The organism is Bdellovibrio sp. HCB274 (genome assembly GCF_047306075.1).
Lineage (GTDB): Bacteria > Bdellovibrionota > Bdellovibrionia > Bdellovibrionales > Bdellovibrionaceae > Bdellovibrio.
Genome location: NZ_CP178623.1, coordinates 2,653,619 through 2,673,744, shown reverse-complemented (window position 1 = coordinate 2,673,744; position 20,126 = coordinate 2,653,619). Strand labels below are relative to the sequence as shown.

Below are 20,126 nucleotides of genomic sequence, written 5' to 3'. Positions count from 1 at the left end.
ACTACTGACAGCTGTGAGTGATTGAGGCCTGATTGCTTTGGGCCAGCTGCTCGCAGGATTGCGGTACTTTTTCTTTGCTTTCGACTTTCAATTGCAATGCTCTATACAAGTCAGAAGAGTGAACGCTTTTAGTGTTCAGGTTGCGGAGCGATTGCAAGCTGTCCATTAATCCGCAGGCGTAGTTTGCAGTTTGTACCTTGTGGTTATTCTTAAGGTTCATCATCACTTTGGCTGCAAACACATCCGCAAAATCCTCGCTGATGTATTGTTCTGAGCTTTGTTTTCGCGCCAGACACTGATTGGTGGATTGGATCGAGCTTGGGACTGAGTGAGCCTGAACCCCGTGGCCCAACTCATGCGCCAGAATACCGGCTCCCATTTCAGGATGGCGGATCGAATACCAGCTCACCAGTACGTGGCCCGTGCTGGTGTTGGTTTTATCGGAAATATCGGCATCTGGAATTTGCGGGCATTGATCTGGTTTGGCGCTGTCTGGCGAATTGAAAATAGAGCGCACTAAAAACATCGCATAAAGAGATTGAATATCCAGATCTTTCAATCCGTCGATTTCGTCCTGGTGAGTTTTGTTTTTCATTTCAAGGGCACGCAACCACGCCTTGCTGTTTTCTGCAGCGGAAAGTGGATAGTTGAATTTTGCCTGACTCAGGTATTTGGCCGCTTCTGTTTGCATTGGTCCCAATGACTCGATCGCAGCCTGGCGAGTGGTCTCTGCGAGTTGTTTAAAGCGTTCCAGTTCCTGCGGTTGTGGATACAGATTGATAGATTGATAATACTGGGCTTCGCAAGTCGTGGCAGTCATAGCGTTGGCTTGCAATGCCATGGTCGTCTTAATGCCGGAGTCTTCGTAGATTTTGTAAAGCTCGGTTTTGGATAAAGTATGCTGTTCCATCAGTTGGGTGATGATGTGTCGTCCACCGCCAAATAAAAAATGGTCCATCATGCGAATGGCAAAGCCCATGCTGGAAAGGGATTTCGCTTCTTCCGTCGTGATAAGTTCGCCGTTACCGATTTTTGCTGCGATCAAAGGATCGATTTTTTCAGCGCCCTGAATAATACTATTCAACTTTTCCAGAACTGCCTGTATGAACTTGAGTTCATCTTTAGTGGCTTGCTGAAGCTCCACCTTGGGATGCATTTCGGTGAAGTAAGTCCAATTACCCATTTGTCGGAAAGTCATTGTGGCCTTATAGAACGGTTCTTTAGGCAAAATGCTATTCCAGTAAAGATCAAAAGCCGGGAACTTGGCCGAGTTCTTGATAATGTACATCGTGTGAATCACGAAAAGTTGTTGCTCGGTAAGTTCCTGGGTTGGAAAGGCGCGTTCTTTTTCGTTCAGAAGATCCAGTCCCGCGCGGGCTTTCTTCTGAGTTAGAAGTGTATTTTTAGTCAGGACGGGGACGATGTAAGTATCATAATAGTTTTTTTGCTCGGCCGTCGGAGTTGCCGCTTTTTCCACGGTCTTTTTGACGCTGGGGAATTTTTTAAATTCATCACTGCACAGATCCATGGTGCAGGCATATTCCTGGGGATATTGCTGCTTAAGTGATTCCGAGATTCGTGCGTCACCCACAAAGTCGCGGCTTTGCTGGTTTTGCGTTTGCTGAAGCTGTTGCTGTTGTTGTCCAGCGGACTTGGCGGCGGCAACCCGGATCGCATCCTGGTCGTCAGTTTTACGACAGGCCGTCAGGCTAAAAAGCATGGCAGTAGCGATGATAGTCACATGTCTCATTTTGAGACCTCCCAAAAAAGGTTACTCACCTGTCAAAAAATTTGCAGCGCCCTCAAACCTATTGGTCATTCGGCCCTACAAACCATCCTACTCATTCAAGAGAGCAGAGTACGTGCCTGATTGTGTGTTTAAATCGTGGTTTTTTATGGTTTTCCAGAATGAACGAGCCGTTCCACAGAGGTTAACCATCTTTCGGGGAGTGAATATGTTGGTTCACTCACTGCCACGGTGGCGGTAAAAGATTTCGAAGAACTTCCGATGTCAGGATCAATCATGTGAACTTTTTAAATACACTCGAACTGATGCTCGATGGAGCGACGAAGATGGACGTAGGATCTATGATTGTTCAATTTATTCGTACGGAAATATTCATGCAGATTGATTGCCGCCACGGTGGCAGTGAATGATGCTACTATAGTATCCACTTGCAGTTCGCTTAAATCATACAATCTAACAATTACAATAGTTAATTCTAAATACTGGTTTGGCTTTCGTTGGATAGAAAAATTGTGGTTATTCTTTTTTAATCTTTTAAAATTTTGTTGACGGAATAATCGTATCTCTCAGCAGGCTGCGATTGAGTGAATGAGATTTAAAATCTGCAAAAAACGTTTTTCACTTTTGCTCTTCTGAATAGAGCTCTAAATCGCTCACAGAGAGGATTTGCTTAGCGTTAGGCTTGGTGTAAAAAAATGCTTAGAAAAAGCCATGTTATGGTGGTGCCACTTTCAAGGAGTGGTGTGGTGAATCTTAAAAAACTAAATCAAACAGAGTTAGATCAAAGAATGAAATCCTTGGCGCAACGGGAGCGTCATCTTTTGCATGAAGTGCTGCTGACAATTAAAGAGATTGATGCTCGTCGCAGCTTTTTGGATATGGGCTTTGGCAGCTTATTTGATTATCTGGTTCAGTGTGTGGGATATTCTGAGGGAAGTGCCCAGCGTCGCATTGATGCGGCTCGATTGATTCGTGAAATTCCTGAAGTGGCTGCAAAAATTCAAAGTGGGGAAATTAAGCTGAATCAAATTTCCCTGGTGCAAAAAGCTTCCCGTGAAGTTTACAAAGCGCAATCTTTGAAAGTGACCTCTCAGCAAAAGCTGGAAGTCATTAATAGTCTCCACAATAAAAATCATTCGCTGTCTCAACAGCAGGTGGCGGCCTTCTTTGATCTGCCAGTGCTGCAAACTCCGCATCAAACAGTTCAGGCCGATGAAAGTGTTCGCATTGAATTGACCTTATCTAAAGAATTACATGCCAAGATTCAGCATGCACAGGAGCTGCTTTCGCATGCGGTCCCAACGCGGGACCTTGCCCTGTTTTTGGAATACCTAGCTGACAAAGTGATCAAACAGAAAACCATACTAAGCTTGGAGGCAAACCGATCAGAGCCAAAAATAAATATGAAGCTGGAAGGAAGGGGCGAAACTGGTGAATCTTCTAAAGTTTCCGTTGCCGAAGTATCAGCGGGCACTGCCACCGTGGCGGTGGGGAATTTGCCGCGACGGCCTTCTTTGAAGATTGCTAAGCAAATTCGTGGTCGGGAAAAATGTTGTCAGTATGTTGATCCCACAACCGGGAGTCGTTGTCGTAGTACCTGGAAGCTTCAAGTGGATCATAAACGAAGCTTTTGGGCGGGTGGCAATCATCAACCGGAAAATCTGCAGATGCTTTGTGCTGGTCACAATAAAATTAAATATCGAAATGAAGCGAGAGTTCGATACTTGTCTTGAATTTGAAAGATTGAATCGGAAATTTCATGTTTGGGCCGATGCATTCGACTCAACCTCAAAGGACGGTAGTCTAACGCCTCCAAAGTTTAGGCCGATCTTCTGAAGAAGCCTGAACTTTGAAACGGAAGCTGCCTGAGAAATTCTCTGGGAAATTGTGCGGTGCGTACAACGCGTAATGATAACGCAGTGGCGTGCTTGCCAGAGTTTTGCTTAAGTTTTCAGCGAATGCCAAGGTTTTGAAACCCCACAGTTGACATACTTCCGCGCTCTCGAGAGAGTTAAATGGCCTTTGGTCTAGCTAGACCTTGGGCTTGTATATTTTGGGTGGAATGTCGGGATTTAAGATTTCGACACTATTAACTCAAGAGGGGAATATACCTTGAGAATTAAAAAGATTGAACTCATCGGTTTCAAATCGTTCAAAGACCGCACGGTCATTCATTTCGATGCTGGTATCACCGGTATCGTAGGACCAAATGGTTGCGGTAAATCCAACATCGTGGATGCTCTTATGTGGGTTATGGGTGACCAGTCCGCTAAGGATCTTCGTGCTTCTCAGATGACTGACGTTATCTTCGGTGGTGCGGAAGGTTACGCTCCGCTTGGTATGTGTGAAGTGTCTTTGACACTTGAAAACGATGGCGGCCCATTCCCGGCTAAATACATCAAACACTCTGAAATCATGGTCACTCGTCGTCTTCACAGAAACGGCGAGGGTGAGTACTTCATCAATAAAGAACCAGCACGTCTAAAAGACCTGCAAGAGATCTTTATGGATACAGGTGCCGGCTCCAAAGGTTTCTCCATCATCGCTCAGGGTATGATCGGTAAGATCATCACTGCGAAACCTGAAGACCGCCGTATGCTTATCGAAGAAGCTGCGGGTATCACTAAATTTAAAGCACGTAAAAAAGAATCCCAACGCAAACTTGTGCAAACAGATCAGAATCTGGTGCGTTTGCAGGACATCATCGGCGAGTTGAAACGCCAGATCGATTCTTTGCAAAGACAAGCTCAGCGTGCAGAACGCTACCGCAACATCAAAAACCAGATCGAAGATCTGGATTTGTGGATTTCCACAGCACAATACGTGGAGTTGGCTCGCGCGGCTGAAGAAGCTCAAGCGATCTTCAATGAAGCGCAAAGCATGGAAATCGAAGGTGATGCGAATCTTTCGACTCTTCAGGGTCAATTGGAAGTTTTGAAACTTCAAATCCTTGAAAAAGAGAAAACAGTTGAAGAGCACCAAACGGTGTACTTCGATAAGCAATCCACTGTTCAAAAGAAAGAGATGGAGATTCAAGAACTTCGTTTCGAAATTGAACAGGCTCGCCGTAACGAACAAATGACTGGTACGATCCTGCAGGAACAGCAGGCACGCCAGGAGTTGCTGGCTCGTGATAAAGCGACTTTGGATGAGCAAATTACAGAACTTAAGGAAGAAGCAGAAACACTGACTGCGACTTTCACAGAGAAAAACGACATCTTCCAAAACTTCAACTCCCGTATCGGAACAGTTGATGAGGATTTGACGACGAAACGTCGCGAACTATTCGCAGTAGGTCAGTCAGAGTCTTCTTTGGATGCTCGTGTGAATTCATTGGCAGGACAAATCGCTGATTTGACAGATCGTCAGGACAACGAACAACAAGTGCTTAATGAACTTCGCGAAAAACAGGTCGAGTTCGAAGGTCGCCGTAAAAAAGTGATGAACGAACTTGATAAAGAACGCCAAATGCAGTTGGACCTGGCTTCCGATGTTGACTCATTCGAAGCAAATAAAAAGATCCTTTCTGATTCATTGGCCGAGAAAAAACTGGAAGTTGAATCATTCAAAGACTCTTTGAATGAAACGGCTTCCCGTTTGTACGGTCTTGAAAACCTGCAAAACAACTTCGAGGGTTTCCAAGAAGGTGTGAAGCAGGTGATGTTGTGGCAGAAAACCCGTTCTCAAGAGTTGATGGCAGACGGATCTGTCGTCACTCACTTCCAGCCTGTATCTGAGGTTGTTGAAGTTCCAGCTGAGTACGAAGTGGCTATGGAAGCGGCATTGGGCTCACGCCTGCAAATGCTTTTGTCTTCTGATGCCAATATCGCAGTCGATGCGGTATCTCACTTGAAAGAGCAAAAATCCGGTCGTTCCAGCTTCATGTCTGCAAGCGACCAAAACCTGGCTTACAACCGTGCTGAGGCTCCAATCGGTCAGGATGGCGTTCAAGCGATCCTGAAAGATGTAGTTAAAGCGGCTGATAAGTTCCAGAACGCTGTCACTTATATGTTGGACGGTGTTGCGATCGTTGATTCTATCCGTACGGCTTTGAATCTTCGTGCGACTTACACTGGCTGGACATTCGTTACTCTTGACGGTGACACGTTGACGGCTGACGGTGTTTTGACAGGTGGTTCTTCTGAATCAGCTGATTCTGGCATGCTAAAACGTCGCCGTGAAATCAAAGAATTGTCCGAGAAAAAAGACGAATACGCAGGGAAATTGCAATTGGCTCAAATGGCTTTGAAAAAAGTTGAAGAGCAGTTGAACAATGTTGTTAACGATTTCGAAGGCGCTCAAAAACGTAAAATGGATCAAGAGATCAAAGTTACGGAATTGAGAAAAGACCTTGAACGCGCTGAAAACGAAGTTCAAAACGCGCAAGCTGCGGTTGAGCGCCAGGAACGCGAAGTCAAAAAACTGACTGAGCAACTGGAAGTTCAGGAACAGAAAAATGAAGAGTTGAACCAAGCCTTGATCGAAGCTCGCGAGAAGAAAGTTCTTCTTGAAGGCGAAGTTGAGACTTTGAACTCTGAACTGAACTCTGTTCGTTTGGGCTTTGACGGTCTTCAGGCGGAAGTAACTGATCTTCAGGTAAGATCTGCTTCCAAAACTCAGGAATACCAAGGTGTTCTAAGACAGCTTGAAATGGTTACTAAGTCTTTGAATGATTTGGAAGCGCAGCTTGCTCGTATGAGCGAAGAAGCTGAAGGCTACAACTCTCAAATGACTGAGAGCCAAGTGACTTTGGAAGAAAAGAAAATCGAATTTGAACGTCTGTTGGATGAAGTTGAGCAATTGAAATTGCAGGCAGCTCGCACAAAAGACGAATACGAAGTGATGTCTGAAACAATTCGTGCGATCGAGGAAGAGGCTTCTGCTTCTCAACGTGCCCGTAATGAAAGACAGCACAAAATGAACGACTCTCAATTGAAGCTTGAACAGGCTAAAATGAAAGAGCAGTACCTGATCGAGCAAATCCGCGAGCGTTACATGTTGAACCTTCCGGACGTTATCGAAAAGTACATCAACAAGGAAGGCGACTTCCTTGCAGCTGACTCTCAACTGAAAGAGCTTCGCGAGAAATTGGCGAAGATCGGTGAAGTGAACTTGTCAGCGATCGAAGAATACGAAGAGACAGCGACTCGTTACGAGTTCCTGACAAAACAGCACGCCGATTTGACAGAGGCGAAAGAGCAACTTCGTAAAGTTATCGATCGTATCAACAGAATCTGCTCTAAACGTTTCAAAGAGACGTTTGATCTGGTTAACGAGCGTTTCACTCGCGTATTCCCAGTACTATTCGGTGGTGGTGAAGCGTGGTTGGAACTTGTTGAAGAAACAGAGAAGAACGAAGCGGGTATCGAGATCATCGCTCGTCCTCCGGGCAAGAAAACACAGAATGTTTCCTTGATGTCGGGTGGTGAGAAGGCGTTGACTGCGGTAGCGCTGGTATTCTCGATCTTCCTGGTAAGACCATCTCCATGGTGTTTGCTGGATGAGGTTGACGCTCCACTTGATGACGCCAACGTATTCCGTTTCAACGACCTGGTTCGTGAAATGGCAAAACGTTCGCAAATCATCGTCGTTACCCATAACAAACACACGATGGAAGTTGCGAAGAAACTTTACGGCGTGACTATGCAAGAGCGTGGCGTGTCTACAATGGTTTCTGTATCCCTACAGGATATTAAGTAAAGAAATTTGTAAGTCAAAAATTGAAAACCCAGGTGCAAAACACCTGGGTTTTTTCGTTTCTTAAGACCGCGTACTAAGGCCCCTGATGTTTGATTCTGGGAGCTAACGTGCACTGGTGGTTGCCTGCTGCTTTTTGCTGCAGTAGTGTGAGCAAAAAAAATGAGGGTTGTATGTTGATGTTGTTCACGGTTGTGGCGATGGCGTTCTTTTCTTTTACAGCGTTTGCTTCGGTTAAAAAAGCGGCTCACGCGGATATTTCCATGAAGATCAATGCTTCCACGGCCCAGATCAATCTTGAGGAACCCAGCAAATTCAAACTTGGCCAGCACGTTGGAGTATATCGCGAAGACTGCCATGGTGGTCGCTTCTCTGTTTGCACAAGAGACCGTGTGGGTTCAGCTAAAATCACAAAAGTTCATGACCAGAAATACGCCGAAGTCACAATGGACAAAGACGTCTATTTTGAAGAAGGCTATGTCATTCAAAATGATTAGAATTTTCAATCAACAATAGTTAACAGTACCAGAGTCTGTGGAACGGTCCAGAAGTCCTTCCCAGGCCAAACCCCTGTTGCTTGAGATTGCGCGCATAACTATTCTTCAGATAGCATTAATGCAATGAAGTTAAGGGTGGGCGCAAATGTGTTTACGTCTTTTTAGTTTTCTTCTCTGCGCGCTGACCGTCAGTGCAGCTATTGCAAAATCACCGCAAAAAACTCATATCATCACTTTTGAATTTGCACCTTACATCAGTAAAGACCTTCCAGGCGGGGGAGCCGTAATCGCCGGACTTAAAGAGCTGTATCGCAAAAACGGTCAGGAACTGGTGGTAACATTTGCGCCAGTCATTCGCGCTAAAAAGCAAGCCGTTGAACGCAATGACGTGGACGGATACTTCCCCGCAAACCCCGAGAACCTTCAAAAAAGTTTTACCTTATCCCGAATCATTCATAGCAGCAGTTGGGGACTGGCCGAGCGGACTGACAATCCAATCCGCTGGGAAAAACTGGAAGATCTAGGCCAGTACAAAGTTGGAAATGTCGTGGGCTATGATCTGGCGGCGGTCTTAAAACCATTGAGCGAAACCAAAAAACTCAATATCGAAGAAGCGCCCACGGATGAACTTAATCTGGTTAAGCTTGCGAATGGCCGTTTGGATTTGGTCTTTATCGATAAGATGCTTTTCTATGGATTAATGGAAAACAGCGGGCAACTGCAACCCTATAAAGGCAAACTGCAGTTTAATTCCAAACCCATCGAACATTACGACTATGGCGTTGCATTTAAAGACACCCAAAGGGGACGTAAAGCTTTGAATTCCTTCAACAGCATATTCCAAAATAAGGATTTCGAAACTTCGGTCGGGACTTATCTGAAAAAGAATAAGAAACTATTTAAATGATCTCCTTAATAGTTAGTTCCGTTTTCATGGTTGCATTAGGTGTCTGGGTTCGTCATCGCGACGTCGTTCTCAAAAAGAACACGCAGGTCAGTCCTAAAAAACTTTCTCCTGCGCAAATTGTCTATTCCCTGTGTTTCGCTTATCCCTTCTGCGCACTCTATGTGTGGCTCGAGAACCAGCTTTAGTCAGACTTTTCATTGTTTTTAATATTTTGAACGGTAATAATTAAACCATCTAACTTTTCGATAGAACGAATGGGGCTAAGGTGGAATTAAATTACCTGCGTGCGTTTTTTGAAGTGGCAAAGGCCGGCAAATTTTCCGAAGCGGCACAAAAACTTAATATCAGTCAAAGTGCTCTCAGTCGTTCGGTCTCTTTGTTGGAGGAATCTGAAGGCGTTATCCTTTTTGATCGCTCCAAATCCGGCGTGGCACTGACTGCTAAGGGCCGTGACGTTTACCAGCTTTGCGAAGAACTGTTCCGCACCGAAAAAGCCATCGAAAATCTGTGCCGAAACGTGAAGGAAGTCTGCGAGGGGCCGTTAAAGTTTGCAGCTACAGATAACGTGATTAACGATTACCTGATTTCACCGCTGCATTCATTTCGCCGTAAATATCCAAAGGTCATCCCAAGTATTACCTCAGGCTCGCCCGATGACATTATTAATTCTCTGATTCACACCGATAACGAGTTCGCATTGCTGTTTGCGAAAGTGGCATTGCCTAATATCGAGTATCAAAAAGTCAGCTCCGAATTTATGACTCTGGTTTGTAAACCTGAAATTTGGAAGGAATGTAAGTCTTCCAGCAACGAAAAAACCATCAAGAAGGTTTTGGAAAAATATGGCTATCTGTGTTCGATCGGTGCGCTTCTTTCCACAAGACCGAAACGCGTAATGATGGAGCTTTTCGGAGAAATCCCGCAGGTGGGTCTGGAAATGAACAGTCAGGAAGCGCAAAAAAGATTCTGTCTGGCAGGGGAGGGCTTTGCCTATCTGACTCGCTTTATGGTTGAAAAAGAAATCAAAAGCGGTGAGCTGTTCGAAGTGCCCGTGGAAAATCCCCACGAGTTCAATCTATGGCTGGCCTATCGCAAGGGCCGTCAGCTAAGTCTGACTTCAAGAACTTTCATTGAGCACTTAACCGGTCACGTACAAAGATAAGCCCCGGCCGCTTTATGCCGGTCCAAGAAGGGCACCTGTAAAAGGTGTTAACACCAGGTTCCCTTTCGTAAGCGCGGTGGTGGTTCTTAGGGTGGCTAGCATCTTGCTCTAAAAGCACTGAAATGAAAACACGTTGGGTTGGGCCCGGTCTTTTGGGCCTTTTACTATTTTTAAGCTTGGGCGAAGCATATGCAGTAAAGCATATGTGCACCCACGTATTTGAAACTAAGTACGACAGTGACCCAAAGCTTGCTCCGCAATCCGAAGCCTATGCCAAGTTCATAAAACAACACGTATCCACAGATAAGGTACTCGGTGCCATGGCCCGGTATCAAAAGGTGATGGGCTTTGAGACTATCGATCAAAAAGGTCAATCACTGGATCTGGTGAAGGTTCGTTTCGCCAAACTGTCTCAGCCACAAAAAGAAGAAATGATGGCTTTGGTTAAAGAAGTTTATGGCGACGTAAAGCTATTGAAATATTCCAAAGACGGTCCGGTAAAATTCTTTAAGCGTCACCTGGATATGATGGTGTCCGAGTACCTCAGCGTGCGCAGCTGGTTTAACTATATGATTGTTAAGCGCCAGGCGCCGATTGATAAAACCATGGATCTTTATTTCAAACGCATTCAAGAGCTGACAAACGCACCGATCGCTCTTGAAGGTTCTGACGTTCTGTACACAGCACTTCGCTTGCAGGATAAGTTTTTGCAACAGCAAAAGCTGCCAGGACCGATTGTCATGTACGGAAGCTTCGTGAACGGTAAAGCCTATGAAAAAACCAGTGACCTTGATTACGGTGTGGTTGATGCGCGCACCGAGCAGGCTATTCGCGAAACTGATACGATGAAGATGCTTGAAGAATTCGCTTTCTCTGATGCTCAAGCGCATCTTATTCAGCCAAAACAAATTCAAAGTTTAGGATACATGAATCCCGTCGTCGTCATCGTGAAAGAAAAAGTCATCGAGGTCCGCGTCTATGGCAGCGGTCCTGAAAAAGCCCATCTTGGCGGAAAAGTTCCGTTCGACGCTTACTATTTCTAATTAAAATCTGGCGGAGAGAAATGCCTGCGGTCCAAAGTAGGTGTAATTAAATTCTCCGTCCCACTTGGATCCATCCACGGTTACTCCAATAAAAAACCAGTTCGCAGCGATTCCCGCGCCAATGTAATCAGAGAACCACCACTCGGTGGAAGCCCCGGCACTTAGGATATCACCTTGCATCGTCATATTCGCAGCACCCACTTTGTAGGTGAAGGCACCAAGATTCGCTCCGACGTTCCAGTCGGGATTAATATAGTATTTCATGTCGATGCCCAGCAATGGCAGGGGAGCATTGGCATCTGCCGTCGCTTCGCGGGATGTGCTGATCGGACTGGTTGAAACAGAGCCGTCGATTTTCAAATTAATAACCGACCACTGTAAGCCGGCCCCGGCAGAAACTTCCCAATCAGGGTTTTTGATAAAAGCATAAGACCAGGAAATGGGAATGATTGTGAAATTAAACTTGGAAGTAAGCGAGGCGCCGACGGGATAAATTTGATCACCAATTTGAATTTCGCGGTTGATGGTTTTTGTACCGGTTCGATTCAGATTAAAAACATCCAATGTCAGCTTGTTGCGCTCTGAAATTCTCCACATCACGGAGCCACGGATGGTGGTTTCCTCGGCATCAATGCCTAACTCTTTTTCAAGATTTACTTCGTCACCCCGGCCCAGTTGGTCGTTGTTCACTCGCAGATTCGTATCAAAGGAGGGCAGGAAGTATCCCAGGCGGAAGATGAAACTTTCTTCGCCGTTAAGGGGAACGGCTTGGGCATTATAAGAAGCCGTCAATAGAATAGAAAAAATCAGAAGAGCATTTCGCCATCCAGGAGTTTTCATGGTCAAGTTCCTTTGCTTCAGGATATTTCCACTCAAACGCGGCGGTAGTTCAATATGTGATTGGGCAGGACACGTGGGACAAAAAACAAGCAAAGCCCCGCGCGGCGTCCGACTTCCTGCGGGGCTTTGCTTATCTTAAGGGCTCTCCCACCACGGTTAAAGGAGATCGAGCCGTAATAAAGCAAAAAAAGAAAAAGCTCCGCACCGGAGGACTGGTGCGAAGCTTTTGGGAGAGGTCTACTTCACGTATTCAATCAGTGCATCGTCAGCAAAGCGGACCTTTTTAAGATTTTGAAACGAATCTTCAGTATGTCGGTATCCCAATGTAACGGTGGCGATGGATTTCCATCCTGTGCCATCCAACTTAAGGATGCGGTCATAGTCTGAAGCACTGAAGCCTTCCATCGGAGTTGCATCAATTTTAAGAAGGGCTGCAGTTTCAAGTAAAAATCCCATGGCGATATAGGCTTGGCGTTGAGACCAAACTCTGATTTTTTCCTCCGGGGCTTTCACTATATTATTGATCATCATGTCTTTGAACCCTTGCAGGGAAGGCAGATCGACTCCGCGAACCTCTGCAATGCGCTCAATGTACTTTTGCACAAATGCTTCATCAATCGTGTCGCGGTAAAGCAGAACGATCTGATGACTTGCATCTGTCACCTGGGACTGATTCCAGGAAACTGGCTTCAGTTCATCGCGGACCGCAGGATTTTCTACGACCAGGAATTTCCAGGGCTGAATACCGTAAGAGGAGGGAGCAAGTTTCAAAGACTCCAGCAGCGTGTTCAAATCCTTTTCAGAGATTTTTTTAGTGGGATCAAATTTCTTAACAGCGTAGCGCCACTCGAGGGCTTCTTGAATTTGCTTGTTTGCCATAGATTGGACTCCTTTTAAATGTATCCAACATAGATACAATATGAACCCCTTGGGACCTAATTGCAACAGTAAAACGCACATTTAACGTGAACTTTCCTCGTTCCCCATTCACCCCATTGTTTCTTTTTGCGGCATCAGCTATAATGACACCATGCTTGATCAAAGATTTTCAGTATCAGTCCATATAATGACGGTTCTTAGCTACCACAAGGGTGAGCTAATGACCTCTGAGGTCCTGGCATCCAGCATTCGCACCAATCCCACAGTGATTCGCCGCCTGCTTGCAAAACTGGTTGAGGCCGGTTTGGTAGAGAGCTTCAAGGGTAAAGCGGGTGGAGTGCGCCTCAATGAACAGTGCAAAGAGATCACTCTTAAAGATATCTACATGGCTGTATCTGGCAAACCTTTGTTGAACACTCCGGATAAAGAGCCTTTGAAACAATGTGCAGTCTCCTGCGCGATGAAGAAAATCATGTGCGATGTTTCTGCCGGCCTAGAGAATCATTCGATGACTTACTTAAGTAAAATCAAACTTGCTGATCTTACGCAAAAAGTTTAACTCCCAGTGAATCAATCCCCGCAGGAAAAACAGGAAATTGAAAGACTTCACGAAGAAGCCTGTAAGCAAGGGAAGCTTTTTTATATCGACCCCAAGACGGGTTACCAGGTTTTTACAAAACTCAATCACCTAAAAAGAGGTCACTGTTGCAACTCCGGTTGTCGTCATTGCCCTTATAAAGAAAAATCCGACAAATAAATCCTCTCTCCGTGCGAATCTGCAGAGACATCGCAAAAGACAAAAGCGCTCCACAAACTTTCACTGGTGAGATGAATTCACCAGGAAACGCGCATAAACTGTTGAAACGAATGAACTGTTGGCAGTCTCACGTAACTGGACGAACGTGCCCAAACATTAATCGAAAATTCGAACAATAGTGGCCTAGACCACCACTGGTGGAATACAAATAGACATTTTCTCCTCAATAAAGGTCGTGATTTCTCTAAATGATACACCCACTCGTATTTAGTCCCTGCTAAGCTTTTAGCTGCAGTGGGGTGTGTTTGTTATGTCGTTCAATTATGAAAAACACAAAGGTCACGACAGTGGTGGTGACAGCTTCTGGACATCGTATTCAGACTTATTCTTAGGATTAAGTACGATCTTTCTACTTCTATATGTCGTAGCAAGTTTAAGAACTGGAACGGATGCTCTTAGAGGTCAAATCGAAAATCAAAAGCTCTCGATGCAAGTCGAAGAATTGCAGCATCAACTCAAAATGTATGAGTCGGTGAAGAACGACTATTTGGCAAATCAAGCTTCCAAAGACGAAGCACAGGAATATCAGGAGTTGATGGATAAGCTGACTCTATTGCAAGAGGACGCAAAATCTGAAAAAGACAAACTGGTGCAACAGGCTTTGGAAAATGACAAAAAAGCCAAGGCACTTAATAAGTATCAACAAATGGTTCGTAACGTCATGAATGCCAACAAAATGGCAAAATCCAAAATCATCAATCGCGATGATTTGATCAAAGATCAGGACGTGGAGATTGCTGAACAGGAAACTGAGATCAAGGATTTGAATCAGGACATTCAGCAAAAAAAGCAATTGATCGCACAGGGTGAAAAGCAGATTGCTGACACTGAGCAGGCATTGCAGCGTCGTATGAACGAACTTCGCTACGCCTACAAGCAAAACAAATTGAATAAGACAAAGTTTGAACAGCAGATGGCAGCAGCAAAGGCCGATGCAAATTCCAAAATTAATGGCTTAAGCAACGCCAATGCCCAGTATCAGGCACAATTGCAGGAAGCAAACCAACAGCTAGGTCAAACTCAGTCTGATCTGAATAAAACCAAAGGGATGTTAGCTCAGAAAGAGGGCGAAGCCCGTGGCCTGCAAGGTCAGTTGGGTGAAGCTCGTGGTCAATTGGGTAAAACGCAAAGCGAACTTGCCAGCACCCGCGGTGCTTTGTCACAAACCTCAGGACAATTGGCGGCTGCTCAAGATGAGTTGGGACAAACAAAGGGTCAGTTGGGTCACCTAAAAGGAAAAGTTGGCGAGCTTGAGGGCGAGCTGGGTTCTACTAAAGGTGCGTTGAACGCAACAAAAGGACAATTGGCAGCCACTCAAGGCGAGTTGGGAAATGCCAAGGGTCAGTTGGGTAACCTTAAAGGTCAATTAGGCCATCTTCAGGGGCAAGTTGGAAATCTGAAAGGTCAGTTGAATGCGACCGAGGGACAATTGGCTCAGGCGCGTGCAGAAATCGAAGCACGTAAAGCTGTTGCGAATGAAATCAGCAAGGGTTTTGCCAAAGCCGGTATTAAAGCAGAGATCGATGGTCAGACAGGCGACGTCGTTTTGGATTTCGGTCAGCAGTATTTCGATTCGGACTCCGACCGTTTGAAACGCGAGATGAAAGGTGTGATTGAAAAGGCCATGCCAATTTACTCACGCTCTTTGTTCGGAAATCCAAAAATTTCTGACAAGGTTTCTGCGGTGGAGATCGTGGGTTTCGCGTCTCCGACTTATCAAGGTCGTTTCATCGACCCGAACAGCCAAAAACCAGGCGATAAAGAAGCCTTGAAGTATAACATGGACCTTTCATACCGTCGTGCGAAGTCGATCTTTAACTATATGTTGGATGAAGACAACGTGCGCTTTGAGCATCAAAAACAGTTGATGGGTTTGATGAAGGTCTCAGGACGAAGCTTCCTGGAAGTCATGAAGGTTCAGAACCGTGGGGTGGCGACAGCTGCCGAGTTCTGTAAGCAAAATGACTGTAAAAAAGCTCAGCGGGTAATTATCCGCTTTAGTATGGATCAAAAGAAATAAAAGGGGTGGGACGTGAATAAGGCTGCAATAGCTCAATATTTTATCCTGGGGTTGCCGTACGCGATGGCGGTGGTTTTCCTGTTGGGATTGTTTTTCCGCGGTGTGATCTATTTCACAGTTCGCCGTCATGAATGGTTCGCGATCGAGTTTGAAAAGCGCGTGAATCGTTACATGCATGCTGAAGTGCCGGGAAAAGTGAAAGACGTTTCTTTCTATGTGCTTTCAAAACGCATGTTGGAAAGAACTTATTACGAAATTTTTGAAGTGCGCGACCGTATGAAGCGCCGTAAGCCAGACTCTGTGATGGCGACCAGTGACCGCGTATTCCTGATTCGTCAGGGGTGTGCTTGGTTGGTAAAAGATATTTTGAAGCAATTGAAGTTCCTTAAATGGACTGAAGGCACACCAAAGTTGATCAACATCACGAAAGCGACTTTTCAGCACAACCCGTGCTTTAATCGAGTTTTCGGTATTTTCCCGATGTCGGGATTGAATGACCTGATCAGCCTGCTTCCTGGACTTTTCGTTATCGGGGGTATCCTTGGGACTTTCATCGGTATCGCTGGTGGTCTTCAGGAGCTGGGCACGATGAATATGCAGGACCTTGAGGGAACTAAAAACATCATGGATCGCTTCCTACATGAGATTTCCTTCGCAATGGGGACTTCTATCGCCGGTATCGTGTTCTCACTTTTATCTCACATTACGAATACGATGTTCAGCCCGGACCGCTCTTATGTGGCAATGGTAGATCGTTTCGAAAGTGCCCTTGATCAATTGTGGTACCGTGCCGATAACAATGATTATCCGGATCACGAAAAACCATTTGATGAACACCGCGATGCTGTTGAAGCTTTGGCCGAAGACGCTCTGAACAAAGAGATCGGTAAAGCTCCTACGGTGCAACGGGGGGCTTAGTCCTCGAAAAGAGGGCTCAGTCAGGAGCTAGTTAGATTTGACAAAGTTTACGGTAACCATCCACAGGAAGGATCAAGCGATCACCAAAGAGGTGATGAAGGATTCCTTTACCATTGGTCGTTCCTTGGATTGTGACCTGTCTCTGAATGATACACACGTCAGCCGTGTGCACCTTGTCGTCAGCCACCGTTGGAATCAAATCTGGATCGAAGATAAGAACTCCTCCAACGGTACCTTCTTAAATTCAAATAAAATGGTTCAAGGAACTCCAGTGAATGTCAGCAGCAATGACCGCATTCAGCTGGGTCGTTCTGATTTCATTCTGGTTTTTGATCTCGAGACAGAGGATGCTCAGCCTCCGATGCCTGAGTTGGAGCCAGAGCCGGTTCCGGAAGCAATTCCTGATCAGGTGATCTCAGCTCCGCGAGCCTCCGGCGACGCTCCGGCAGAGAAAAGCGGCCACGAAGATACGATTGCGATGCCAGCACCCAGCATGGCCCCTTTTCAGGCAGAAAAAATTCTTCATGATGCCAAACGTGCGGCTGCGCAAATCGTCCTAGAAGGCGAGAAGCAGGCAGAAAAGCGCACTCAGGCAATTTACCAAAAAGCCCGCGACTCTCAGGCGCAGGCAGAAATCTTTTATCAAACACGTATCGCGGAAGCTCACAAAGAAGCCGACGCAATTTTGGCGGACTATCAACGCCAGGGGCATCAGCTATTGCACGACGCTCGAAATATGGCCCAGGAACTTCGTGAAGAAGTCGACATGTATGTGCAAAGCCTTCGTCAAAAAGCCAAAAACGACGTGGAAGAGATCATCTCTGAAGCGACTTTAAATGCCGAGAAAATGAAAACGGATGCTTTGGAGCATGCACGGGTAACTGCGCAAAATGAAAACGCTGCCTCTATTCGTGATGCCAAGGATGAAGCCGTGCGCATCATTGAATTCGCACGCATGCAGGCACAGCAAACTCACGATCAGCTGGTCAGTGTAAAAGATGAACTTCTTAAAAACTCCAGCGCTCTTGCCGTGATAAAAGAGGATTTGGAAACGGCCCGTGCGGCGTTATCAAAAACTTTGGCTGACACCACAGAGCTTAAAGAATCCTCCGAGAAGAAATTCAACGAAATGCAGGCTAAGTCCCAAGCAGAGCTGAAGGCGATCCAGGAAAAGGTGGCAGCACAAACGTCCACTCTGGAAAGCCTGCAAAAGTCTATCGAGGAAAGCTCCAAGAAGAGCCAAAGCACTGAAGAGACGCTTAAAAAACTTCAGAACAAGCAGGCCCATCTTGAAAGTGATGTCTCGGATATTGAGAACAAAAAGAATCACCTGTTTAAAGAGTTCGATGCTCAAAAAATCTTCTTAAACGAAAAACTGGAAAAAGAAAAATCCCAGATCGCGCGCAGCGAAGAAGAACGACTGGAAGAAATGCGCCTGGAAATGGCCAACAAGCTTTCGAAGATGGAGCAGGATCTGGTTGAAGACATCATGACCAAAAAAGCGGGCATGATTAAAGACATCCACATGGCGATTGAAAAAGAAGTCGTTCAGGTTTTGGATGTGAACGAGTGGAATAAGATCAATCAAAACGTGCAACAGCAGATTCAGGAAGCTGTCGAGGGCCGCGTGTCCTCCATCTCCCAAAACTCTCAAACTGTTGCCAAGCCTTCTGACATTGTTAAAAAAAGACAGAACGAAAAAGTACGCTATATCACTATGGGTCTTGCCATGGGGGCTGCGGCGTTGTTCGTGGGTCAGATCGGCTATGACATTGTTCGCAAGGATTCAAATCCGTTGGCAACCCGTGCGCAAGAGGAAGCTGTGGCCCGTGCCCAGGATCTGGAGCGTCGTCGCTTTAATCCTCCGCAAACAGAGGAGATCAAAGACACCTACACGGATGCGGTTATCTATACCAGCAACTTCAGTCAGATCTATTTGGATAATGATTTCCAGCAACGCCTGTATAAGAGCGCTGCCCAGTATTTGCTAAAAACCTGGAGAATTGACGAAGACAAGTCCTTACAAGTGCTGGCTGCTGCCAATGCTTTGGTCAAAGAGCTTCAGGATCGTCGTAATAAGATCCATCCGGATTTTGTTAAAGATGGCATTGAAAAAATGCATGCTCTGGAAAAAGAAAACATCACCCGCATGAAAGACATTCTTGGTTCAGAAGTCCGCTTGGAATCCTTCCGCCGCTTCGAGAAAAACTTCTATAAAGAAGAAGTCGACCGCCGTCAGGTCGTTCAGCATTAATCACGTCCTTTAAAAATCGGTAAATAAAGCCAAGCTCAGACTTTGCGCGCCGCTTAATGGTGGTGACGCTCGGGGCTATCGGTCAGAGGGGTACACAGTCCGGGAATAATAAGTTAGAAAACGCCCATTGAATGCCACTCATCCTTGGAGGATCTATGTCACCCGGACATGAATCACAAATTGAAATTTTATTGGGCCTGATTGCACTTTTGTTCCTGGTGATCTTTGGCGCCATCATTCTAAGTGTCGTTAAAAAAAGCCGCGCTGAAAACAAGGCGTTGGAACAAGAAGCGGCCAAGCAGTCAGAACTTACTCATGTGGCAAAACGTGAAATGCCAACTATGGCAGTGGAAGAGCCCGTGCTGGCTCACATCGATTCCACAGGACAGATCGTCTCTGATATCCCGGCTGTGGATCTTGCTGATGCTTTAAGAAAAACCGAAGAAAACCTGTTTGGTCGTATTCGCAGTTTATTTAAATCTGAAAACACAACTCAGCACCTGGATGAAATCGAAGAGATTCTTTATACCAGTGACCTGGGACCAGCGACGGTGCAACGCCTGATGGGTGCCTTGCAGGAAAAGTTGTCCCGTAAAGAGCGTGCAGACTACGACACTGTTCGCGATGCTTTGAAGGAAGAAATCAAAAACATCTTCGCAGGCTCACACTCCTCAGCACCAACCACAGGCATTCTGTCTAAAATTAATTTCGCTGAATCAGGTCCTACGGTTTTGATGATCGTGGGGGTGAATGGCGCAGGTAAAACCACTTCCATTGGTAAAATCTCCGCTCAATTGGCAGCTGAAGGTAAAAAAGTTTTAGTGGCGGCGGGGGATACATTCCGTGCGGCAGCTGGTGGTCAGTTGAAAGTTTGGACGGATCGCGCTCAGGTTGAAATCTTCTCTCCTGAAGGCGTCACGGATCCAAGTGCGGTGGCATTTGATGCCGTGGCCAAAGGTAAAGCGCAAAACTATGACGTGGTTATCGTGGATACTGCGGGTCGTTTGCACACTCAGGCTAATTTGATGGAAGAGATCAAAAAAATGAAACGCGTGATGACGAAGGTTATCCCTGAGGCACCTCACGAAACTTTGATCGTTTTGGATGCGAACTCTGGCCAAAACGCCCTGATGCAGGCCAAAGAATTCCACACCACTCTGGAACTGACGGGAGCCGTGTTAACTAAAATGGACGGCACCGCTAAGGGTGGCGTCGCGGTAGGTCTTGCGCAGGAACTTCAGATCCCGATCAAGCTGATCGGTGTTGGCGAGCGCATCCAGGATCTTCGCACGTTCTCAGCACAAGAGTTCGTGGACTCTTTGTTCCAGGCGCATATTTAGAATTA

General features: G+C 45.9%; 16 protein-coding genes. 12 read left to right on the top strand and 4 right to left on the bottom strand.

The window, feature by feature from the left end:
- Nucleotide 1: 1 nt before the first annotated feature.
- Together ACLWNV_RS12950 and ACLWNV_RS12945 are read right to left on the bottom strand one after the other, a co-directional pair.
- Nucleotides 2–1,750 (bottom strand): hypothetical protein, encoded by a 1,749-nt coding sequence (locus tag ACLWNV_RS12950; protein WP_413584863.1) that lies wholly within the window; start codon nucleotides 1,748–1,750, stop codon nucleotides 2–4.
- A 284-nt stretch (nucleotides 1,751–2,034) separates the two neighbouring features.
- Nucleotides 2,035–2,175 (bottom strand): hypothetical protein, encoded by a 141-nt coding sequence (locus ACLWNV_RS12945; protein WP_413584862.1) that lies wholly within the window; start codon nucleotides 2,173–2,175, stop codon nucleotides 2,035–2,037.
- A gap of 318 nt (nucleotides 2,176–2,493) precedes the next feature.
- On the opposite strand from ACLWNV_RS12945, the gene ACLWNV_RS12940 reads away from it, so the two are divergent.
- The 6 genes from ACLWNV_RS12940 (at nucleotide 2,494) to ACLWNV_RS12915 (ending at nucleotide 11,053) form a co-directional block, all read left to right on the top strand.
- Nucleotides 2,494–3,480, top strand: a complete 987-nt coding sequence (locus tag ACLWNV_RS12940) for an HNH endonuclease (protein ID WP_413584861.1) — start codon at nucleotides 2,494–2,496, stop codon at nucleotides 3,478–3,480.
- A gap of 379 nt (nucleotides 3,481–3,859) precedes the next feature.
- Nucleotides 3,860–7,447: a chromosome segregation protein SMC gene (gene smc / locus ACLWNV_RS12935; RefSeq protein WP_413584860.1), complete on the top strand. Its 3,588-nt coding sequence runs from the start codon at nucleotides 3,860–3,862 to the stop codon at nucleotides 7,445–7,447.
- Nucleotides 7,448–7,617: 170 nt separating this feature from the next.
- Nucleotides 7,618–7,941 carry a hypothetical protein gene (locus ACLWNV_RS12930; protein ID WP_413584859.1) on the top strand — a complete coding sequence of 108 codons (324 nt, stop codon included), beginning with the start codon at nucleotides 7,618–7,620 and terminating at the stop codon, nucleotides 7,939–7,941.
- A 145-nt stretch (nucleotides 7,942–8,086) separates the two neighbouring features.
- A complete protein-coding gene (locus ACLWNV_RS12925) occupies nucleotides 8,087–8,848 on the top strand; it encodes a substrate-binding periplasmic protein (protein ID WP_413584858.1) in 762 nt (253 codons plus the stop codon).
- Between the two features lie 265 nt (nucleotides 8,849–9,113).
- Nucleotides 9,114–10,010, top strand: coding sequence for a LysR family transcriptional regulator (locus tag ACLWNV_RS12920; protein WP_413584857.1), 897 nt, complete (start codon nucleotides 9,114–9,116; stop codon nucleotides 10,008–10,010).
- Between the two features lie 122 nt (nucleotides 10,011–10,132).
- Nucleotides 10,133–11,053 carry a hypothetical protein gene (locus ACLWNV_RS12915; RefSeq protein WP_413584856.1) on the top strand — a complete coding sequence of 307 codons (921 nt, stop codon included), beginning with the start codon at nucleotides 10,133–10,135 and terminating at the stop codon, nucleotides 11,051–11,053.
- Here ACLWNV_RS12915 and ACLWNV_RS12910 read toward each other — a convergent pair whose 3' ends face one another.
- Together ACLWNV_RS12910 and ACLWNV_RS12905 are read right to left on the bottom strand one after the other, a co-directional pair.
- Nucleotides 11,054–11,893, bottom strand: coding sequence for a hypothetical protein (locus ACLWNV_RS12910; protein ID WP_413584855.1), 840 nt, complete (start codon nucleotides 11,891–11,893; stop codon nucleotides 11,054–11,056). It abuts the gene before it with no gap.
- A 237-nt stretch (nucleotides 11,894–12,130) separates the two neighbouring features.
- Nucleotides 12,131–12,772 carry an NAD(P)H-dependent oxidoreductase gene (locus ACLWNV_RS12905; RefSeq protein ID WP_413584854.1) on the bottom strand — a complete coding sequence of 214 codons (642 nt, stop codon included), beginning with the start codon at nucleotides 12,770–12,772 and terminating at the stop codon, nucleotides 12,131–12,133.
- A gap of 151 nt (nucleotides 12,773–12,923) precedes the next feature.
- Between ACLWNV_RS12905 and ACLWNV_RS12900 the strand changes: the two genes are divergently transcribed.
- The 6 genes from ACLWNV_RS12900 (at nucleotide 12,924) to ftsY (ending at nucleotide 20,121) form a co-directional block, all read left to right on the top strand.
- A complete protein-coding gene (locus ACLWNV_RS12900; RefSeq protein WP_413584853.1) occupies nucleotides 12,924–13,331 on the top strand; it encodes an RrF2 family transcriptional regulator in 408 nt (135 codons plus the stop codon).
- A gap of 6 nt (nucleotides 13,332–13,337) precedes the next feature.
- Nucleotides 13,338–13,529: a DUF5522 domain-containing protein gene (locus ACLWNV_RS12895; RefSeq protein ID WP_413584852.1), complete on the top strand. Its 192-nt coding sequence runs from the start codon at nucleotides 13,338–13,340 to the stop codon at nucleotides 13,527–13,529.
- A gap of 310 nt (nucleotides 13,530–13,839) precedes the next feature.
- Nucleotides 13,840–15,609, top strand: coding sequence for a microtubule-binding protein (locus ACLWNV_RS12890; protein ID WP_413584851.1), 1,770 nt, complete (start codon nucleotides 13,840–13,842; stop codon nucleotides 15,607–15,609).
- 12 nt (nucleotides 15,610–15,621) lie between these two features.
- On the top strand, nucleotides 15,622–16,527 hold the full coding sequence (locus tag ACLWNV_RS12885; RefSeq protein WP_413584850.1) for a hypothetical protein: 906 nt from the start codon (nucleotides 15,622–15,624) through the stop codon (nucleotides 16,525–16,527).
- A gap of 37 nt (nucleotides 16,528–16,564) precedes the next feature.
- Nucleotides 16,565–18,781, top strand: a complete 2,217-nt coding sequence (locus ACLWNV_RS12880) for an FHA domain-containing protein (protein WP_413584849.1) — start codon at nucleotides 16,565–16,567, stop codon at nucleotides 18,779–18,781.
- Between the two features lie 155 nt (nucleotides 18,782–18,936).
- Nucleotides 18,937–20,121: a signal recognition particle-docking protein FtsY gene (gene ftsY, locus ACLWNV_RS12875; protein ID WP_413584848.1), complete on the top strand. Its 1,185-nt coding sequence runs from the start codon at nucleotides 18,937–18,939 to the stop codon at nucleotides 20,119–20,121.
- The last annotated feature ends 5 nt before the right edge of the window (nucleotides 20,122–20,126 follow it).